This is a genomic window from Pauljensenia sp. UMB10120, assembly GCF_030212035.1.
Lineage (GTDB): Bacteria > Actinomycetota > Actinomycetes > Actinomycetales > Actinomycetaceae > Pauljensenia > Pauljensenia radingae_A.
The window spans coordinates 142,150-160,207 of record NZ_JASODH010000003.1 but is presented as its reverse complement, the minus strand read 5'-3'; the positions used below and the strand labels follow the sequence as shown (position 1 = coordinate 160,207).

The window sequence follows — 18,058 nt, the reverse complement described above, 5'->3', positions numbered from 1 at the left end:
ATCCGCGAACGGTCACCTTGCCGGTGACTGACGTGAAGAAGGCTCGGATGGGCGCGCTGTCGAGCGTGACCATCCGAGCCTTTTCGCTGTGCAAAGGCAGAAAACGGCGCCTGACCGCTCAAAATGGGGCGCAAGACGTCTGCTCGTGATGAGATACTGGTAGTGAAATCAACGTGGGAGGATCCAATGACGCAACAGTGGAATCGGATTGACGGCATGATGATTGCCCAGACACTCAATCCTGAAGAAGTCGCTGAAGACTTGTCCAAGAGAGGAATCGTCGCGCGACTGGAGTGGTTTGACCGCAGCACGCGGCTGCTGGGCTTTGTCATGGCATCCAACGATGATGGCAAGCTCGCCACCATCGGACCTCGCTCCGAGATCCTCAAACCGGGACCGACCGAACAGGAACTCGCTGACGAACTTGCCGCCACCTACAAGGCTGAGGTGCGACTTGGCGCCGGCCAGTCAGACCACCTGGATGAAGTTGTTGACGGATCGCACGACGATGCGCGGGCGGACGAGGCAGGCGACGACGTTTCCGACAAGGACGCACCAGATACGGCCGACGAAACAGCCTCATTAAGCCAGGACGAACTGCGCGCACAATTCAATGGCGACATGAACGAACCGCTCGATGCAGTGAAATCGCGCATTATCGAAATCGGACGGACTCCCGCATCGTCCGTCCCACTGTTGGCGGCACTCGAAGGTGTCGATATTGCAGATCTCGAGCTGCCCGGCGATGCACGCGCACTCTTTGCCGAACTGCCCCCGGAACGTTTGGGCTGGAACTTCGGCGATTTGCCGCTGGTCACGCTGTCTATGGCAGATGACGAATTCCAGATATTCCTGGTGACTGACGACCATCTTGAACATGTCATTTCCTTCAACTGGGCAATGCGATACCTGATGGTCCCCGGCAAACGCGGTGTCAGCGGGAAAAGCACCGACGAAATCGACGCGCTCGTCGGCGAAAACACGAATATGAAAGAAATCGCCGCGATGATTCCCGGTGCCGACGCCGACGCACTCATTGACGCCACCACAAAGAGCGGTGACGAGGCAGTGAAAGCCGCCGTGGCGGCAGTTTGCCTGCCGGATAGTGCCGCCGACTTCCTGCTCGGCAGGTGCGAGGCTGAAGCAGTTGAGGGAACGCAGCCTCACATGGCGCGCGGAATTTCCAATGCAATTGGTCGAAGCGTTGACATTCTGCTGCGGGAACCGGAAGCAACCGGCCACAACATCTGGGAGGCTTACCACTCGACCGCGCTTGAAAAGCCCTGGATTGTGCGCGTCGGCGCAGCGGTGGAAGCTGCAACCGGTGCGATGCTGGTGGCAACGGCGATCCGCACCTCGAAACCCCGATCCGGATGGAGCAAGGTCGCCGGTGTCCTCGGTTCACTGCTCATCATTGACTCCGTTGCTGAAGTGTCACTGGCGAAACTGCTGGCACTGCGAGCCGACCGGCGCACGGACGCTTCCGCACAGTAGTTTCTTTCTTGGGGAACTGAGCGTTGTGGGCGGAGACGGCATGGGATGTTGAGGCTGTTACCGCAGTCTTTCTGCATCCAGGAGCCATACGGCCATTGCGCCCTGGCCGCGGTTATTCCATGCGTAGTACGGCACCAATGTTGCGCGAGTGCTTGTCAATGACGGCGAGTGATGCGAGTACAGTGCCGCGTTGTCCGAGGAGGTGGCCGCGGCGGCAGAAAGATGAAGCTCGTAGAGACCAAGCTCATTGTTGAAAGAAGTATCGGCGTCAGAGCAATCGGCTATGGCAATGCATGGTATGGGTGCATCGTTGTCAATCTCTTCAGCGCAATACACCAGAGGTCCACGTTCAATTGCCACCTTGCCGGCGCAGTCTCCTACGCGGGGATTTGCCCACACGCGAGTTGTGTCCATCGCAAGACGAAGGTCCACCTGCGTCGAGTCGTGCCACGTTCGTTCGATGCACGCGTACCCGTCGCGCATCGCAGGGGTAACGGACTCGCCATTGATGGCCAGTGTGAATGACGAAGCCCATTGCGGAATTCGTAAACGCAGCATGTGCTCTGTCGGGGAACTGGCACTGACAGTGAGATTGACGTGGCCATCCCATGGCATGTTGCTCGTCTGCTGGATTTTCATGGCGCCGTTTGCAACAGGCCACGATGCCTCACTGCTGATATAGAGATTGACGGTCATCACTTCAGCCTTGTGATCGTCAGCAGTGTGACACGTGGTATCTTCAGTCGAAGTGGCAGGAGAGTCGCCCTCGTCGATGGAGTAAATAAAGTGTTCGAGCGAAGTGAGCAGACGTGCGAAATTCGGCGGGCAACATGCGCACCCAAACCACGGTGAGCGCGAACGCGTCCCATCGGACTCAAGAGGATTATCGTAGAAATAGCTCATGCCATCGAGTGAGGCTCCGGAAAGCACCCCGTTGTACAGTGCGCGCTCAAGAACATCAATGTAACGTGCTTGACCGGTCATGTACGCCATGCGTTGTGCCCAGAAAACGAGGCCGATAGCTGCGCATGTTTCGGCGTAGCCGTGTTCGTTCGGCAGATGATAGGCAGGCCCGAAGGATTCGAGTGCTGGTTCGGACCCCACCCCGCCCGTGACATACATTTTGCGTGTCGTCACGTCATTCCACAGGGTCTCGCATGCGTCGCGCAGACGCTGATCGTGAGTGGCGATTGCGAGGTCAGCCATTGCGGTATAAAGGTACATGGCTCGCACTGCGTGCCCGACCGCTTCATCCTGCTCGCGTACGGGTCGATGCGCCTGATGATATTCGTATGTGTCATCTGACTGCATGCCTGTCCGCGCGCGTTCTTCGAGTGCGAAGTATGAGGGTTTCTGGCCGCGCCGATCAATAAAGCGTTGCGCCAATTCAAGATAGCGTGTCTGGTTCGTAAGACGAGCCAACTTTACCAAAGCGAGTTCAATTTCCTCGTGACCTGGGTAGCCGCCACTGCAGGGTCCATCATCTGCAAACACACGGTCAATCAGGTCGACATAGCGGGTGACAACACCCAGCAGTTTTGTCGAGCCGGTTGCATACGTATGCGCGACGGCAGCCTCAATGAGATGGCCGGCGCAATACAGCTCGTGTTGATCTCGCAAGTTTGTCCAGCGCTTGTCAGGCTCGACCAGCGTGAAATGGGTATTGAGATAGCCGTCGTCCTGCTGGGCGCCGGCAAGCAGTTCAATCGTGGAATCAACGGCTTTTTCGAGGGTGGGATCTGGATGGGAGGCCAGAGAATTCGATGCAGCTTCGATCCATTTGGCGATATCTGAATCCCAGAAGATGTGAGGTTCTGGTGTCTGGCCAGGTTTCCACGCCATTTTTAGCGCATCAAAATGATGCCCCGGTTCGCTCATCTGAGCCTGCTGATGGGAAAGTGAGCGCGTGCGGACGATTTCGCGACGTGGAGACCAGAAATCATCAGTAACTGTGACTGACTTGAGAGGCAGTGCGCCTGGTAACGGAGAAAAAAACGATAAATGTGAACGTTCACAAATCACGGCAGTGTGAATCCTTCCGAACCGGTTTTCTTTGATGGTAGTAGCCTGATGGCCATTCGTCGAATGTGCGTTGATACGCTGCGCACCTGGCGCATCTGAACCTGCCAGAAGGAGGCGGCGCGTCGACCGGCATACGCCGACGCACCATAACGTCTCCTAGGCGCGTAGAGCCTCAGCCGGGAAGTCCTGAACCCGATCAGTGAAAATACCCGTGACACCCCATGCGGCCAGTTCGCGTGCGCGATCAACATTGTTGACAGTCCACACGTTCACTTCCAGGCCAGCCTGACGGGCATACTCCACGTCGCGATGTGTGACAGCCTCATTTGCAGGGTGAACCGCTGTGCACCCCAGTTTGGCGGCGGCATCGACGGCACTGGTGATCGACTCGGATTCGGGGTCAACGAGCCAGCCCAGATCGAGGGATCGACGCACCGTACCGAAGGCGCTGGCCTGGCCGCCCTGGTGATGTGCCTGCCATGCGACGGAAAAGTCGCAGAGGAGGGCGTGATCAAAGGAGGACACCAGGATCTGCGACGGATTCTTCATACCGGCCACGAGCACGCAAATACGGTCGATCAGCTCGCTGCGCAGCGTCTGCCCACCCTGGCACGGCTTGATCTCCAGGTTGCCGATCATCTGATTGGCGTCCAGGAACGTGAGCACCTCGCTCAGCTCAGGAACTCGCTCAAAGCGATATGTGTCGGAAAACCACGCGCCCGCATCCAGGCGACGCAGGTCCTTGAAACCTTTGTCGTAGTAGCCGCCGGTACCGGACGTGGTGCGGTCGAAAGTCTGGTCGTGCATGACCAGTAATGTTCCATCGCCCATGATGTCGACATCGAACTCGATTCGACGAGCCCCGACTTCCATTGCCTTGACGAACGCTCCCATCGTGTTTTCGGGCGCAAGGGATGAGGCCCCGCGATGGGCGAAAAGGTGAGGAAACTCAGACACGGATTCTCCTTCAGACGTAGTCAGGGGCGGTGCAACGTCGCCCTCGTTAATACATATCCTCATTGTGGAAGGCAGGCAACTCTGCAGTATCGAGCGGGTCAGGATCGAGAAGCACAGCCTCGTCACGCTTTTGAGGCAGAACGGAACGCGTATAGGAATCGATGACGTCAGCGAGCGGGATATCATGTCCGGCTTGCTGAGCGAGGTACCAGCGGTGCTCCAGAACTTCATGGAAAATCTGCGCCGGCTCGAGTTTCCGGGTCATCTCGGGCGGCACGCCGGTGACGATCGGTTCGAACACATCACGCATCCATTCGTGCGCCACGATTTCAATGGGCATGTTCTGACGACCGGTGATCGCACGATACGTTTGCAGATCATTCAGCATGCGGCGTGCCTGCTGTTCGCCCACATCCATTCCCGTCAAACGCATGATCTGTCGATGGTAGTGCCCTGCATCCACCACTTTTGGCGTGATCGTCAGGTGCGTGCCGTCAATATCTGACACCATCTGCAGTTCACCCACATTGAAACCCAGGTCGTTGAGGCGTTCGATGCGCTCAGCGACCTTCCACCGCTGATTCAGCTCGATGGATTCGGATGCGGTCAGTTCGTGCCACAGGTCCTCGTAGCGCGAACGGATGCGGTCACCCACGATGATCGGGTCTTCGTCCTCCGGAAAGAAACCGCCAGCCTGCAGGTCCATCAGTTCACCGATAATGTTCGTGCGCGCCAGGTCAACGTCGTAGTCACGCTGACCGGGCGTCAGGTTCGGGTGCAGCTCGCCGGTTTCCGCGTCCACCAGGTACGCCGAAAATGCCCCGGCATCGCGGCGGAACAGTGTATTCGAAAGGGACACGTCGCCCCAGTAGAAGCCGAGCAGGTGGAGGCGAACGAGCAGCACGGCAAGCGCGTCGATGAGACGAGTCGCCGTGTCGGGAGTCATGAACTGGCTGAACAATGCGCGGTAGGGCAGTGAAAACTGCAGGTGCTCTGTAACCAGTGCGGCGTTGAGCTCTTCGCCCTGCGGGTCGCGTCTGCCAGTAATGACAGCTGTAGGTTGGACGGACGGAGCATCCAGACGCACGAGATCGCGCAGGAGCTGATATTCGTGGTGGGCAACCGACTCGCCAATCTCCTTGACGGCGATCACGCGCCCGGACAGGTTGACGAAACGCACGATGTGTCGCGAAATTCCTCGCGGCAGCGCGGCCAGAATCTCACTGGGCCAGTCTTCCAGCGGAACTTCCCACGGAAGGTCCAGCAACGCAGGATCGACGCGTGCAGCAGTGATCTCCATGGACTGAGGCATAGGTCTATTCTCGCACTTTATTGGCGTGTCATGTGGGACGCATGGATGGACCGGCGGACGCCGGCTTGCAGATGCGCGGGGTGGGGCCGCCCCCTCGGCAAAAGTGAAGCATCACGAGGGGCAACTGGCCAGCCCGGCTCCTGCCTTGTGCGCGAGTTTAACGCTGCGCAAGAATCGCGTCGGTGAGCGTGTCGGCTTCCGCTGCCCAGCCACTGGGCGTGGGATGCATGTAGCCCATAAGGTCGGTGGAGGCGAAAGGTGCTGAGATCCAGGAATGATCCTGGGACGCCGCCATGTGCGGATCGAGGCCGTGCCCGTCGAAGGCGTCTCGAATGTCAACAAGGTGGAAGCGGGTCGTCCCATTGGCCTTGTTCAGATCGCTGATGATGCTGGCTTGCAGGTCGGTGTAGCGAGCCTGGAGGGTGCGCAGCGTGGTGCCGGCATCGAACCAACCTGCAGGACCTTCGGGAAGCGTGTAGGACGGCGTGCTCAGCAGATCCGGGTAGGACAGCAGATAGATGTCAGCGTTGCCGGCGGCACGCTCGTCAATATCTCTCAGAAGGGTGGTGAGGCGCGTGCGGAAGGTGTTGACGGTGACCGCAGTCTCGTTCATGCGCTGCTGGCAGGACGAGGCATCACGCCCGATGAAGCAGGACACGATGATGCCGAAGAAGTTGGCATCGTTGCCGCCAATTGTCAGGAACACGGAGTCATAGTCGGGGGTGACGGCGTCGAGCTGGGGGAGCGCGTACAGGTGGCATTCGGCGGTGGCTGTGTAGAGAGAGCCCGCCGGTGCGGGTGCGACCTGGCGAATATCCCACGTGAAGTTCCCCTCGGGCAGTGCGCCGCAGATCTGGGATTCTTCGACGCGGCGCTGCCATTCAGCGGGCTGGTCAGGGTAGGTCGACTTGGGTAGAACGTAGGTCTTCGTCACCGACTTCTTCCACCCCAGGGACTGTGAGGAGTAGAAGTCCTTCGACTGTGCACCTGAGCAGGCACGGTTTGTGTACGAGGCGCCAAGGCGTTCAGCGGTGACAGCACCGTAATTATTGGGCGAGCGGTAACAGTTCGTTTCCGTGTAGTTCTGCGCGCCGTTCCCGGCCGAGTAGGAGTCGCCCAGCTGCAGAATATTGTGCGGGGTCGAGGGTGACTCAGATGCGGTGGCGCTCTCAGCGTGCGCGGTAAGCGGTGCGAGGAGACTGAGGCATGCCACTGCAATGCCTGATGCAACTAGACGACGCATTTGACATCCTTCCATGATGGCCTGAGGAGCGGCCGCAGCTGGCCCCTCCTGTCATGACAATACCTTGTGAAGGGGACAGAACGCGTGAACAGGCCGCCAGGAATAGGCTGGTCGGTAAATCGCTGGACGTAGCGACACAGGGGGTCAAGATGAGCCTAACGGTTAATCTGTATTACACAGGACACAATGGGAGCGCCCGCGCATTTGCTCAGGAAATGGTAACCAGCGGCATTGTTGATCGAGTTCGCGCCCAGGAAGGTAATGAACGTTACGAGTATTTCTTCCCGATGAATGATCCGGAGACGGTTCTGTTGATCGACCGTTGGCATGACCAAGAAGCCCTTGACCAGCATCACCATTCTGAGATGATGACGCAGATCGCGCAGCTACGTGAGAAGTACGCGCTGCATCTGCGGGTCGAACGCTATCGCGACGATCACTGACCGTGGGGGCCTGACGGCGATCCGTGTCGTCCTCGATATCGCCCTGCCTTCCAGCGAAAGCTGTACGATCAGGTGATCAGCCCTGATGGTGAAAACCGTGCAGGGGCGTGGTCTTCGCCATCAGGGCAGCTTCTCATCTCTCAGCCCTGCGCCGTAAACGCGCTCCAGCCCTGACAGCGACTCCTGCAGCGCCCAGTGCGCCGAACAACCACAGCGCCGTGGAATCAGCTCCCGTTTTCACCAGACGAGGCGGTGCCGGGGGTGTCGGCGGGGTGGGTGGAGTAGGCGGTGTCGGTGGCTTCTGCCTGTTCGTCAGTGTCACCACCACATCGTGAGAGCCCTCCTGCGTTGCTGCCTGCTGCGCAGCTGAGTCAAATCCTTCGATTGGCGTCTCGACCACTGCGTACCGGACCGGCTCGCCTGCAACGGTTCGTGGCAAGTTCGTAAAGGTGTAAGTCCAATTGCCGTCAGCATCTGGGGTGATGGTGACGGGGTCGCCCACGTTGGTTGGGTCGCCCTTGCCAATTTGGCGAGTGAGCTGGACCGTGATGCTGTCCGGGATGGCGGGGGAGGTGCCTTCAAGCGTTTCGCCATCAACATCTTGCCAGATCTTGTTGACCGTCACAGTCATTGGAGTCTGCGTATTCGTGACGGTGAGTGCCTGTACTTGGGGATTATCCGAAACCACGGTGGTCGGGGAGATGAGTGAATCGTAGCCATCAACGTGCAGCTCACGAACCGAGTATGAGACCTCCTGTGATTCAGCACTGTCTGCGACGATGAGGGTTGTTGGAAGACCTTTAAACGTGTGACGCCAGTTGCCGTCCTTATCAGGAGTAATGGTAATGGGATCGCCGAGCTGAGTCGGATCGTGCTGCCCGATTTGGCGCATCAACTGGATCGTGATGCTTGAGGGCAACGAGGGCGACGCACCGGGAATCTCGGTGCCTTCACTGTCATGCCACTGCTTAGCGACTTCCAGATCAACTGTGTCGGGTTTTCCGAAAGTGACGTTACCGTTTGAACCGATTCCTGCACCTCGTTCGGCACTGTTTTCCGTGATTGTGAGCTTGGCCAGCGTTGATGCATCATTCTTCGTGTGATCTGTAGCCTCTGAGTGGAGACCCTCATTTCGGAGCGGCCGATCCCAGAAATTTTGCGGATCTCCTGGAGCCTCTGGGGAGAAACGTTGGTCTTCGTTATCGAAGTAGTAGGTGACGTCGCCGCCACCCAGCATACGATTGGCCAAGCGTAAATTGATCGACCCGGCGGAACCGTAATTGTCGTGGGCGATATCGGAACCGAAATGGCTGGCAGAGTTATTGAAAATCCCGGCACCTTCTGTCACGTATAAGTCGATGGAGCCGGTCGGGCAGACCCATACTCCGCCACCGATATGCTTAGCCTCATTACGGTTGACTGCAACGTTTTCAAAGTGCGCTGAGTAGGACTTGGTCGACACGTACACGCCGCCGCCCATTTGCTTCGCCGTGTTCGCTTCGATGTTTCCGCCGCGTAAAGTAACGCGGTTGCTGACGACGTTAATTCCGCCACCGGTGCGGTCCGCGCTATTGTGGGAAATCGTTCCACCATTCATGATAAAAGCTGCCGGAGAAAGGTCTGCCCAGGCATCAGCGGTGTACCCAGCCTGCTTTCCTGTGCTGGGGATCTCTGCCCATGTCTTTTCAGCGCCTTTTACGTAGTCATCGAATGTTCCTACGCCGCCTCCATTGGGAGCGGTGTTATTGGTGATCGTTCCGCCGTTCATTGTCACAACGGAGTTGCCAAATGAAAAAACTCCGCCGCCGCTGAATCGACTGGTGTTGTTGGTGATCGTTCCGCCGTTGATTTCTACTGTATTGCGTGCTGATTCTTTGGTCTGTTCAGCTTCTTCTTTCGAGAACGGCCACGACATTGCGAGAATGCCTCCGGCGAAGCCGTTGTTGCTGGAGATCTCACCGCCATTCATCACCATGTGGCCGCCGTTGTACAGGCCGACCCCTCCTGCTTCACCGTAGTCGTACTGTGAGTGTTTACTGACGCCGGAGCCCCAACCGTCGGTGATTAGTCCTCCATTCATGATGAACGTTGCACCATCGCTGACTGCGATATTGCCTGCACCCCTTTGAGTAGTGGTGGGATCTTGTCGCCTGTGGTTATCGGTGATGGTGCCGCCATTCATGGTGAACGAAGCTTTGGAACCCGTGACGGTCACTGCACCGATGTGAAATCCTGAGTGGTCGCGTACGCCGCTGAGCGTGCCTTGATTGAGGACAAATGCTCCTCGTGAGTGGACAAGGATCTGCCCATTCTTAACGTACTCGCCGCGAGCGCCCATCTCGATCTCGCCGCCTTCGGGTTGAGCAGAAATGGTCAGGGTAGCGCCTTCCTCGACGTTGAACAGAGCAGAACCCCTGAACCCGTCCTCAGCGATGAGCGACGAGGAATTGGCTCCCCACGCATTGGCAGGATAATTGACCAGCTCAATGTCAGCTCCGCGTGGAATCGTGACAGTGTCGGTGAGATAGGGGCCGACCATTCCCAGAACGATGCGAGTTGGTGTGGAGCCAGCCTGTGTGATCAGTGAACGGAATTGGTCCTCGCTGCACGTGAGATCTTGCTGAGGCGTGTAGCAATAGACCTCAGTGCGTTCAGCATCTGGCGCCGATTCGGTTGCGGCTGACCGTTGAGTACGGGTGCGTGCTGAATCGGTGGCCGGCGCTGTCATCAATGGGGTAGCTCCAGACATCGGCGCGCCGGCTGCTGTGGAGTAGTCTTCATCTTCCACAGTACCGACAACAGCGGGATCCCCCGGATTTTCAGGAATATGAAGACCTCCCTGCTCTGAGGGCGATTCAGTACCGCTTTGCGGTGAATCTGCAATGGTATTGGAGGCTTCGGGAGAGTCGGAGGCGGCGTCATCAGCCCAAGTCGGGGAGACGAAACCAACTACGAGGCTCGAGGTACACGCGAGCGCTGCCGCGCATAATGCTGCCAAATGTGTGAAAGCTGATGTGCGAGTGCGTGTCGGACTGTGCCCTGGACGAGAGGGTGCAAGAAACATGTGATCACCTGTCAATGGATTTGAGTTATGCTGCCGTGCAACTGTGAGAGACAATCAACGAAAGCTTACCACTAGGTTGGAGTAAAGAAAAAGGGGTCGTGACAAGTGCTCGTGGGAGGATGTCCACCACCACCATCGCCCGCCTCACCGGCCACGGGTCGTGACAAGTGCTCGTGGAAGGATGAGTCAGGCAAATAGTGCGCTGAAGATTCCCTCAGTGGTCTTGAAACGAAGCGTTGCGCTTTTGTTCTACGTGTTTCGGAGGTTTGGGAATGTGGTCGGGAGGTATTGGCGGGAGTTGAGGTGCTGCGAGGTCAGGATGGTTGCGGATCGTCCTACCGATGGTGGGCCGATGGCAGCGTGTGTTTTCTCAAACGACAAACGTCGCTGACGTGCAGGAATAAACCGGCAACGGGTAATGTATGTGATTCTGACGCGGAAGCCCTCGCCTGAAACCATCAACGGCCTGTTCGAAACTGAACCGATATGCAAGCAAATTTTTGGGACCGCTCCATCTTGTCGTACTCCCCACGAGCTAGAGCCCCTGGTAGAACGCTGCTTGCCTCCACCAAGCCCTCAACTGCACCAGTGAAGAGCAAAGTGTTCGATCCAAATTTGACAGAGTGTAAAATTTGTGTCTAGAAGAGATACGAAAAGGTGGCCCGCCCCGTGTTGGGGCGAGCCACCGGTGATATTTCAGTGGGGCAACAGCATCAGATTTGCATCGTCAGCTGACCCTCGTGAGTCTTAGCTTAGGCAGGCAGACGCTCGCCAGTTGCCGCCGAGAAGTTGTGTTGCTGCGCAGGAATGACGCGAGCGTGGATCACAGATCCCGGCTTCGGGGCGGTACGCGGAGGAACGCGAACGATCAGCTGATCGCTCTTGTCTTCCTTATTCTCATCAGGATTCTCGTCGGTACCCGATCCAAGGCCGTGGCCTCCCTCGACACCTGCAAGGTGTCCGTAGATGTAGGCGTCAGAGCCGAGTTCCTCAACGAAGTCGACTTCGATCGGAATGGTGCCTTCGACATCTTCACCAACCAGCTCAAGTCCCTCAGGACGGAAGCCGATGACGACCGTGTTGTTGTCTTCTGGCTTCAGAGCCGCAATGGTGGCATCCGACAGGGCAACACGAGCAGTTCCGAGGACGCCCCAGTTGCCTTCGACCTTGAAACGACCCAGGTTCATTGCAGGTGAACCGATGAATCCTGCCACGAATTCGTTGGCGGGGCGTTCGTACATTTCCTGAGGTGTGCCAACTTGCTGAAGGATGCCGTTGTTGAGAACCGCGATGCGGTCACCCATTGTCAGAGCTTCGGTCTGGTCGTGGGTCACGTACACGGTTGTGACACCGAGTTCGCGCTGCAGTGATGCGATCTGTGTACGGGTCTGAACACGCAGCTTGGCATCCAGGTTGGATAGCGGCTCGTCCATCAGGAACACCTGCGGTTTACGAACAATTGCACGTCCCATTGCGACTCGCTGACGCTGACCACCGGACAGAGCCTTCGGCTTGCGGTCCAGATAGGGCTCTAGGTCAAGGATGCGTGCTGCTTCGTTCACGCGCTCACGGATTTCGTTCTTATCCGTGCCAGCGATCTTCAGAGCAAAGCCCATGTTGTCGCGCACAGTCATGTGCGGGTACAGAGCGTAGTTCTGGAAGACCATTGCAATGTCGCGGTTCTTGGGCTGAACATCGGTGACATCGCGGTCACCAATGAAAATGCGTCCAGAGTTGACGTCTTCAAGACCAGCAAGCATACGCAGTGACGTTGACTTTCCGCAGCCGGAAGGACCAACGAGGACGAGGAACTCGCCGTCAGCGATTTCCAGGGACAGTTCTTTCACAGCTGGCTTGTCTGAACCCGGGTAAATGCGGGTTGCCTTATCAAACGTTACTGTTGCCATGTTTTTAACCTCCACCGACAGGTACGTGCCGGACGATCCAAGTAGAGAGCCGGGACAACGGCGTCTTCACCGCTGCCGATGCTGCCGTTCCCCCTGTGAACGAAAGCACTGGATTAAAAATACCATGAGATCGACAGCGGGGGATACCTGAGATAGTGAATCAGTCCTGTTGCGCATGTCACTGACCAGCATCATCAGCTATGACAGTGCAAGAATCAGCCATGAGTGAAAGAGGTCTCGTCATTCTTGGACTCGCGTATGGCCCACAGTCTCACTGGGAGCTTCTTCCCGCGCCCGCTCTTACGTGAAAGTCGAAAATCCTCGAATCTAAGTCCTGCAGAGCGTCAACATTCGATACGCTCAAGGATGTGGATATCGGGCAACGCGTTGGCGGCTACGAACTGGTCAGCCGTCTGGGCACGGGAGGTGCCGGCACTGTCTGGCTGGCTCGTGACGATGGAGGAGCACAAGTCGCCCTGAAAATGCTGCACCCGGCTCAGGCTGCCACGGAGGAAGCCCGACAGCGTCTGAGCAGAGAAGCTGCCACGGTCAATCGAATCCGATCAGACGGCGTCGTGCGCGTCCTCGATGTTGAAACGGAAGCCGCCGAACCCTTCGTTGTCACCGAATACGTGAACGGCCCAACCCTCGCCTCGCGCATCCGCAGCGGGACAATGGAACTGAGCGAAGTGGCACGCCTAGCCACAGCACTGAACCGTATCCTCAAACGTGTCCACGGGGCAGGGGTGGTTCACCGTGACATCAAACCGTCGAACATCATTCTGTCCGAACGCGGCCCCGTGCTCATCGACTTCGGTATCGCGGTCGGGGATGGGGATGACCGGCTGACGGCGACCGGACTGGTGTCCGGCACTGCGGGCTACACCGCACCGGAAGTAATGACGGGCAGTCCGGTGACTCCTCAGGCTGATTGGTGGTCCCTGAGCGCCACGATCCTGCACGCATTGACCGGCCGACCACCTTTTGGAGGCGGAGCGCCCGGCGTCATCATTTCGCGCGTCCTTGCCGGTGATGCGGATATCGCGGGATTGCCTCCTCGTTTGGCATCGTCCATGAAACGATGCCTGGATCCTACTGTCGACAACCGTATGAGCTTCGAAAGCCTGTGCTCCGTTCTGAACGGTGCGGCAGATTCGCACGCTCGCGATGGATACGGCTCCGGCCACGACGACGAAACTGATCAGTACTCAGACACATGGACGGGGAGCTCACTGGTCACGTCCAGCCTGGGTGACCTGGGCTCAACATTCATGCCCTCATCATTTGACGAGGACGACTACACGAGCGACACGCCTGAGACAACACAGTATCCCGATATGACCACCAATCAGGCGTACACCCAGCCTCTGACTCAGAGCACTGACGTGTATCGCGCACCGCAACCCGGCCAGCCAGAGCTCTCTGCCGGGCAGCCCAATCAGTGGGAACCGCCTGTCACCGTGCCCTACCCGGTGTCTCCTCCCGACCAGACGGCTGTCATCCCCACCGACGTGCCTCCGCTTCCGCCTGATGAGGCGCAACCAGGGTGGCAAAGCGCAGGCCCCTTCCTGGTCAACAAGGGCGGCGAGTCGTTCAAGAAACTTCCGACGTGGGATGATGCGCAGTCACCCTCGGCAATTACGGTGGACAAGCCTGCGCCCCTCGAACTGGCGGAGCCGGGCGAAGGGGACGTCGAGGAAACCGATGGTGAACCTGCATGGCAACCTCCCCCTCTGAAGAGAACGGGGGTCTTGTCGACCTGCCTGATGGCGGCCCTCTCGCTGTTGCCTGTCGCATACGGCATGTCGGGACTGGTCGCAGCGCTCGCAACCCTCCTGGTATTCAGCGTGATCGGGCAGTTCCGCGAACGCAAGGTCAACCGGCAGAGGGATCGCAACGGGCCGGGGCCGGGAGATACGGCCATGACACTTCTCAAAGTGCCGATCATGGTGGTGGTCGGTGTGCTGAGCATAGCCGTCGCTTCGGTGATCGCATGTATATGGGCGGCGATCGTGTGGGCCATCGCCATTGTGACGGTGCTGAGGGATTATCTTGAGATGTCTCTGGAAACCCTTCAATGGCCCGGTGACCTGGTGCTATGGGGCGGGGTACTCTCCGATCCCAGTGGAGTTGCGACTCAGATGATTCCGCTGACGGCGCTGATGGCTGTCTCACTGGTGCTGCTGATGAGCTTCAGGATCCTCGAGCTTACTGAATCGGTGCGTGATGGAATGGCGATCGTGTTCCGCACCGTGTCGCCGCCGTGGTGGGGGCGTGCGCTGTTGAGTGCGGCTTTCCTGGCGATCCCGGTCGCGTTCTGGCTGACGACGGTTTCCTAGATGTGCTGACGGCGGTTTTCGAGGAAGGCGGCTGTGGATGCTCTGGCCTGTTGGGTTCGCGTCAGGTGGGTCATCGCGTCATAATGATCCTGCGTGAAAATCAGTATCTGCCCGAAGCGAGGAGCACATAACCGATGGCGAAGTCAGAATCATCGCGTGATACGCGCACGAAGGCGCGGGAGATGCGCGAAGCCCAGCTCAAGTCGGAAAAGCGTACCCGCGTCATCATCATCGGCGTGGTCGTGCTGATTGTCGTCGCCGTGGTTGCAGCTGTGGCGGCAGTGATGCTGACGTATCGCCCGAAAGGTTCGGCTCTGCCTGACGAGGAGGCCGCAGCGCTGCTGGGACCCTACGCAGATTCGTCGCCGGTGGTGTACTCCCACAACGGCATTGAGGATCCTGATCCCAACCTGCCGACGCTGACGATCTATTTTGACTACTCGTGCCACGTATGTGCGCAGGTTGACACCGCGGGCGGTGAAGAAATCGTCCAGGCTGCTACTGACGGGAAGTTCAACATTGCCTACCAGCCCGTCACAACAGTTGGCATGGACTACGCGAAACCCGCGACCACAGCATCGCTGATCGTTGCACAGAAGGATCCCGAACACTGGGTGGCGTTCCACCACGCGCTGATGGGCTTCTTCAATGAGCAGTGGACGTCTGGCGATACACGCGTCGTCAAATCAATGGATCAGTCCATTGACAAGGTGGCGGAACTCGCCCGTTCCGTGGGAGTTCCTGACGAAGTTGTCTCGACCTTCGACGCCAATGCGGTGCAAACCTACTTGGCGAACTCCACTAAAGTATGGGGCGAGAAGAAGTTCGCGGGTCGCGGCGATTCGTACGGCACCCCCGAATACGTGAAGGATGGCACGAAGGTTATTCCGTTCACGCTGGAGAACTTTGCCTCCGACATTATTTCGGGGATGGCTGAGTAAGCGGTTCGCGCCTGCCGTAAGCGGTGAGTAGTCGTCTCGAGGGATTCTTCACACTCAATAGATTCGATTGGTGTTCACTGGCGTGCTCATGGCAAGATATGTGAGCTGGCCACCTTAGCTCAGTTGGTAGAGCACCCGCCTTGTAAGCGGACGGTCGCGAGTTCGAGTCTCGCAGGTGGCTCCATACTTTCGAATTGGATGACGTCAGGCCGGCGTTGAGCCGACGAATAGTTGGTGTGTCAGCGGGCGCGCAATCCCTTCAATCCCTAAGCGGACTTTTCAGCAACTATGTGATCCGTTAGCTGTTACTGATCCTGCGAAGCCAACTAGGAGCGGAGTGGCGTCACCCTGTACGCCATCTGCTCATCGGGAGTGCCCCCAGCTGGAGCTGATGCCAGTCGTCGCTGGCCTGGTTGTGTGAGCGGAGACGGCGCGTTGGAAAAGCAGCGAGGCGCTGCGAGAGTTACCAGAAAAGGGTATCAAACGGAGCGCCTCACTTGTATGCGAGTGTGTACAACACTGCCCGCGTCGATGATGTCTGAAATGGGCAGTAGAAATCCGGGCATTAACCCGGAATCTCCATAGTTTCGGTGAATGCTCGACGCATTCGTTTTCAGAGGAATTGCGTCTATCGCAGTGAACAGCAGGTGCGCTTGTTGGTGACGCCTTGACTACACCTTAAGAAACGCGTCAAAGTGCTGTCCTGTGTCGATCACCTGGACGTCTGGAGGTCCTCAGTCAGCTTAACTGTGACACCGAGCTCTTGGCACATTTCGACAACTCCGGTTGTCTGGGAGGCAAATGAGTCAAGCATGCCAGGATTCTGGGTCTCGCTGAACTTCTCAATATTGTTTCTTGTCCGCACGAGCTTGTCCTGAAGGTGAAGATCTTCCGCTGCGTCTTCCGCACTATTGAGCTTGTCGGTGATCTGCGACAGTGTGTCCTCATTCGGCGCCGAGCGATCCTCGATGGTGGCGAAGATATCAACGGCCTCTTTGTACAGCCCGCACGCTGTCTTGTCGCCTTCGGCGGCATTGCTTCCGCCACACGCAGTGAGTGTCAAAGCTGCTGCAAGTGTCAGAAGTGGTAGTGCGTAACGTTTCACCGCGTGTCCTCTGTTTCTTTATCTGCTAGTACGATGCGTATGGGCGCGTCAACAGCGTCCCGCGGTACATTACCACAGGCCGGACCGGGAACTGGTACGAAATGGATACAAAGTGGCTACTGGTGGCTGCCAGGGGATGCTGCCGAATCAGGTATGCCGCTACGGGGCTAGCCTCCGCCAATTGGCAAAGGCTCAGTCTGATCCCTCGCTTCCTTGTGAATCTCCACATCGCCAACGCAACGTAGACAAGAGCAAAGAGTAAAAGCGGCGCGCTCGTATCTCCTGCCGTTTTGAATGAACTGACTCCTCGCACTCACGACTGAACACATAACTGTCCAACTTTCAGGGGTCAGCACGGCCGTGAGAGCAGAGTTCTGCCTAATGGCGTCCAATCCGTCCTCGAAAGTCCGCTTTCAGATTGCCGGCCTCTGCGGCGCTATCTGCATCCGCGGCCAGCGGTCCCGCCTGAAAGAGTGACCCCTAAGATTCCTACGGCAACTGCCAGTTGACCGGCTCCGCACCCTGAGACTGCAGCAGCGCATTGACACGCGAAAACGGCCGAGAACCGAAGAACCCGCGACGAGCAGAAAGCGGCGACGGATGAGCAGACTCCACCACAGGTGTTGCACCCAGTCGCGGCTTCAGTCCCTGAGCATCGCGACCCCATAAAACAGCGACCAGAGGCCTCCCTCGTCCAACAAGAGCATCGATCGCGCAATCCGTCACCTCTTCCCAGCCGCGGCCACGATGCGAAGCCGGCGCGCCAGGGCGCACAGTAAGGACGCGGTTCAGCAGGCACACTCCCTCGCGTGACCAGGGAGTCAAATCACCGCTGGTCGGACGAGGCACACCCAGATCCTCCACCAACTCAGTGAAGATATTCTCCAGGGATCGAGGCGGGCGAACCCCGGGAGCAACAGAAAACGACAGCCCCATGGCGTGCCCGGGTGTCGGATAGGGATCCTGGCCGACGATGAGCACCTTGACCTCGTCAAACGGATATGTGAACGCGCGCAACACGTCCCGTCCGGCAGGAAAGTACCCGTGACCAGATTGAATCTCCGAGCGCAACATCTGTCCAAGCTCATGCACGCGCTCTTCAACCGGAGCCAGCGCCCGCGCCCATCCCGGATCAAGCAGCTCACTCAATGGTCGCGGACCGGTGCCGCCTTCAATTTCGCTCACGTACCTAGCGTATCCCGTCTTATTGACGAGGGTGCCCCTCGAGCCG

12 protein-coding genes and 1 tRNA gene are annotated in these 18,058 nt (G+C 58.0%); 5 read left to right on the top strand and 8 right to left on the bottom strand.

The genetic code is table 11. From position 1 onward, the window contains the following. The first annotated feature begins 186 nt into the window (after positions 1 to 186). Positions 187 to 1,494: a hypothetical protein gene (locus tag QP093_RS04155; protein WP_285014861.1), complete on the top strand. Its 1,308-nt coding sequence runs from the start codon at positions 187 to 189 to the stop codon at positions 1,492 to 1,494. A 57-nt stretch (positions 1,495 to 1,551) separates the two neighbouring features. On the opposite strand, the gene QP093_RS04150 is transcribed toward QP093_RS04155, so the two are convergent. From QP093_RS04150 to QP093_RS04135, 4 genes are all read right to left on the bottom strand, one after another. Next, positions 1,552 to 3,516: a glycoside hydrolase family 127 protein gene (locus QP093_RS04150; protein ID WP_285014859.1), complete on the bottom strand. Its 1,965-nt coding sequence runs from the start codon at positions 3,514 to 3,516 to the stop codon at positions 1,552 to 1,554. A gap of 156 nt (positions 3,517 to 3,672) precedes the next feature. Further along, positions 3,673 to 4,473 carry a glycerophosphodiester phosphodiesterase family protein gene (locus tag QP093_RS04145; protein WP_285014857.1) on the bottom strand — a complete coding sequence of 267 codons (801 nt, stop codon included), beginning with the start codon at positions 4,471 to 4,473 and terminating at the stop codon, positions 3,673 to 3,675. A gap of 46 nt (positions 4,474 to 4,519) precedes the next feature. Beyond that, positions 4,520 to 5,785, bottom strand: a complete 1,266-nt coding sequence (locus QP093_RS04140) for a DUF4032 domain-containing protein (protein ID WP_257525571.1) — start codon at positions 5,783 to 5,785, stop codon at positions 4,520 to 4,522. A gap of 157 nt (positions 5,786 to 5,942) precedes the next feature. Next, positions 5,943 to 7,028, bottom strand: coding sequence for an SGNH/GDSL hydrolase family protein (locus QP093_RS04135; protein ID WP_285014853.1), 1,086 nt, complete (start codon positions 7,026 to 7,028; stop codon positions 5,943 to 5,945). Positions 7,029 to 7,177: 149 nt separating this feature from the next. On the opposite strand from QP093_RS04135, the gene QP093_RS04130 reads away from it, so the two are divergent. After that, positions 7,178 to 7,471 carry a putative quinol monooxygenase gene (locus tag QP093_RS04130; RefSeq protein WP_285014852.1) on the top strand — a complete coding sequence of 98 codons (294 nt, stop codon included), beginning with the start codon at positions 7,178 to 7,180 and terminating at the stop codon, positions 7,469 to 7,471. 133 nt (positions 7,472 to 7,604) lie between these two features. On the opposite strand, the gene QP093_RS04125 is transcribed toward QP093_RS04130, so the two are convergent. Continuing rightward, positions 7,605 to 10,535, bottom strand: a complete 2,931-nt coding sequence (locus QP093_RS04125) for a Cna B-type domain-containing protein (protein WP_285014851.1) — start codon at positions 10,533 to 10,535, stop codon at positions 7,605 to 7,607. 752 nt (positions 10,536 to 11,287) lie between these two features. Further along, entirely contained in the window at positions 11,288 to 12,442 is a 1,155-nt protein-coding gene (locus QP093_RS04120) for an ABC transporter ATP-binding protein (RefSeq protein ID WP_285014849.1), read from the bottom strand. Between the two features lie 368 nt (positions 12,443 to 12,810). Between QP093_RS04120 and QP093_RS04115 the strand changes: the two genes are divergently transcribed. The 3 genes from QP093_RS04115 to QP093_RS04105 all read left to right on the top strand — a co-directional run bounded on the left by QP093_RS04115 (position 12,811) and on the right by QP093_RS04105 (position 15,906). Beyond that, a complete protein-coding gene (locus QP093_RS04115) occupies positions 12,811 to 14,781 on the top strand; it encodes a serine/threonine-protein kinase (protein ID WP_285014847.1) in 1,971 nt (656 codons plus the stop codon). A gap of 134 nt (positions 14,782 to 14,915) precedes the next feature. Beyond that, positions 14,916 to 15,722: a DsbA family protein gene (locus QP093_RS04110; RefSeq protein ID WP_285014846.1), complete on the top strand. Its 807-nt coding sequence runs from the start codon at positions 14,916 to 14,918 to the stop codon at positions 15,720 to 15,722. A gap of 108 nt (positions 15,723 to 15,830) precedes the next feature. Continuing rightward, positions 15,831 to 15,906 (top strand) — tRNA-Thr (locus QP093_RS04105). A gap of 528 nt (positions 15,907 to 16,434) precedes the next feature. On the opposite strand, the gene QP093_RS04100 is transcribed toward QP093_RS04105, so the two are convergent. Together QP093_RS04100 and QP093_RS04095 are read right to left on the bottom strand one after the other, a co-directional pair. Beyond that, on the bottom strand, positions 16,435 to 16,827 hold the full coding sequence (locus QP093_RS04100) for a hypothetical protein (RefSeq protein ID WP_285014844.1): 393 nt from the start codon (positions 16,825 to 16,827) through the stop codon (positions 16,435 to 16,437). Positions 16,828 to 17,316: 489 nt separating this feature from the next. Next, positions 17,317 to 18,012: a uracil-DNA glycosylase gene (locus QP093_RS04095; RefSeq protein ID WP_285014841.1), complete on the bottom strand. Its 696-nt coding sequence runs from the start codon at positions 18,010 to 18,012 to the stop codon at positions 17,317 to 17,319. Positions 18,013 to 18,058: the final 46 nt, after the last annotated feature.

Bases quoted from the DNA above. Each gene is read 5' to 3' on its own strand.
- QP093_RS04155 (WP_285014861.1), top strand. From the start codon at position 187: ATGACGCAACAGTGGAATCGGATTGACGGCATGATGATTGCCCAGACA.
- QP093_RS04140 (WP_257525571.1), bottom strand. From the start codon at position 5,785: ATGCCTCAGTCCATGGAGATCACTGCTGCACGCGTCGATCCTGCGTTG.
- QP093_RS04135 (WP_285014853.1), bottom strand. From the start codon at position 7,028: ATGCGTCGTCTAGTTGCATCAGGCATTGCAGTGGCATGCCTCAGTCTC.
- QP093_RS04130 (WP_285014852.1), top strand. From the start codon at position 7,178: ATGAGCCTAACGGTTAATCTGTATTACACAGGACACAATGGGAGCGCC.
- QP093_RS04125 (WP_285014851.1), bottom strand. From the start codon at position 10,535: ATGTTTCTTGCACCCTCTCGTCCAGGGCACAGTCCGACACGCACTCGC.
- QP093_RS04120 (WP_285014849.1), bottom strand. From the start codon at position 12,442: ATGGCAACAGTAACGTTTGATAAGGCAACCCGCATTTACCCGGGTTCA.
- QP093_RS04110 (WP_285014846.1), top strand. From the start codon at position 14,916: ATGGCGAAGTCAGAATCATCGCGTGATACGCGCACGAAGGCGCGGGAG.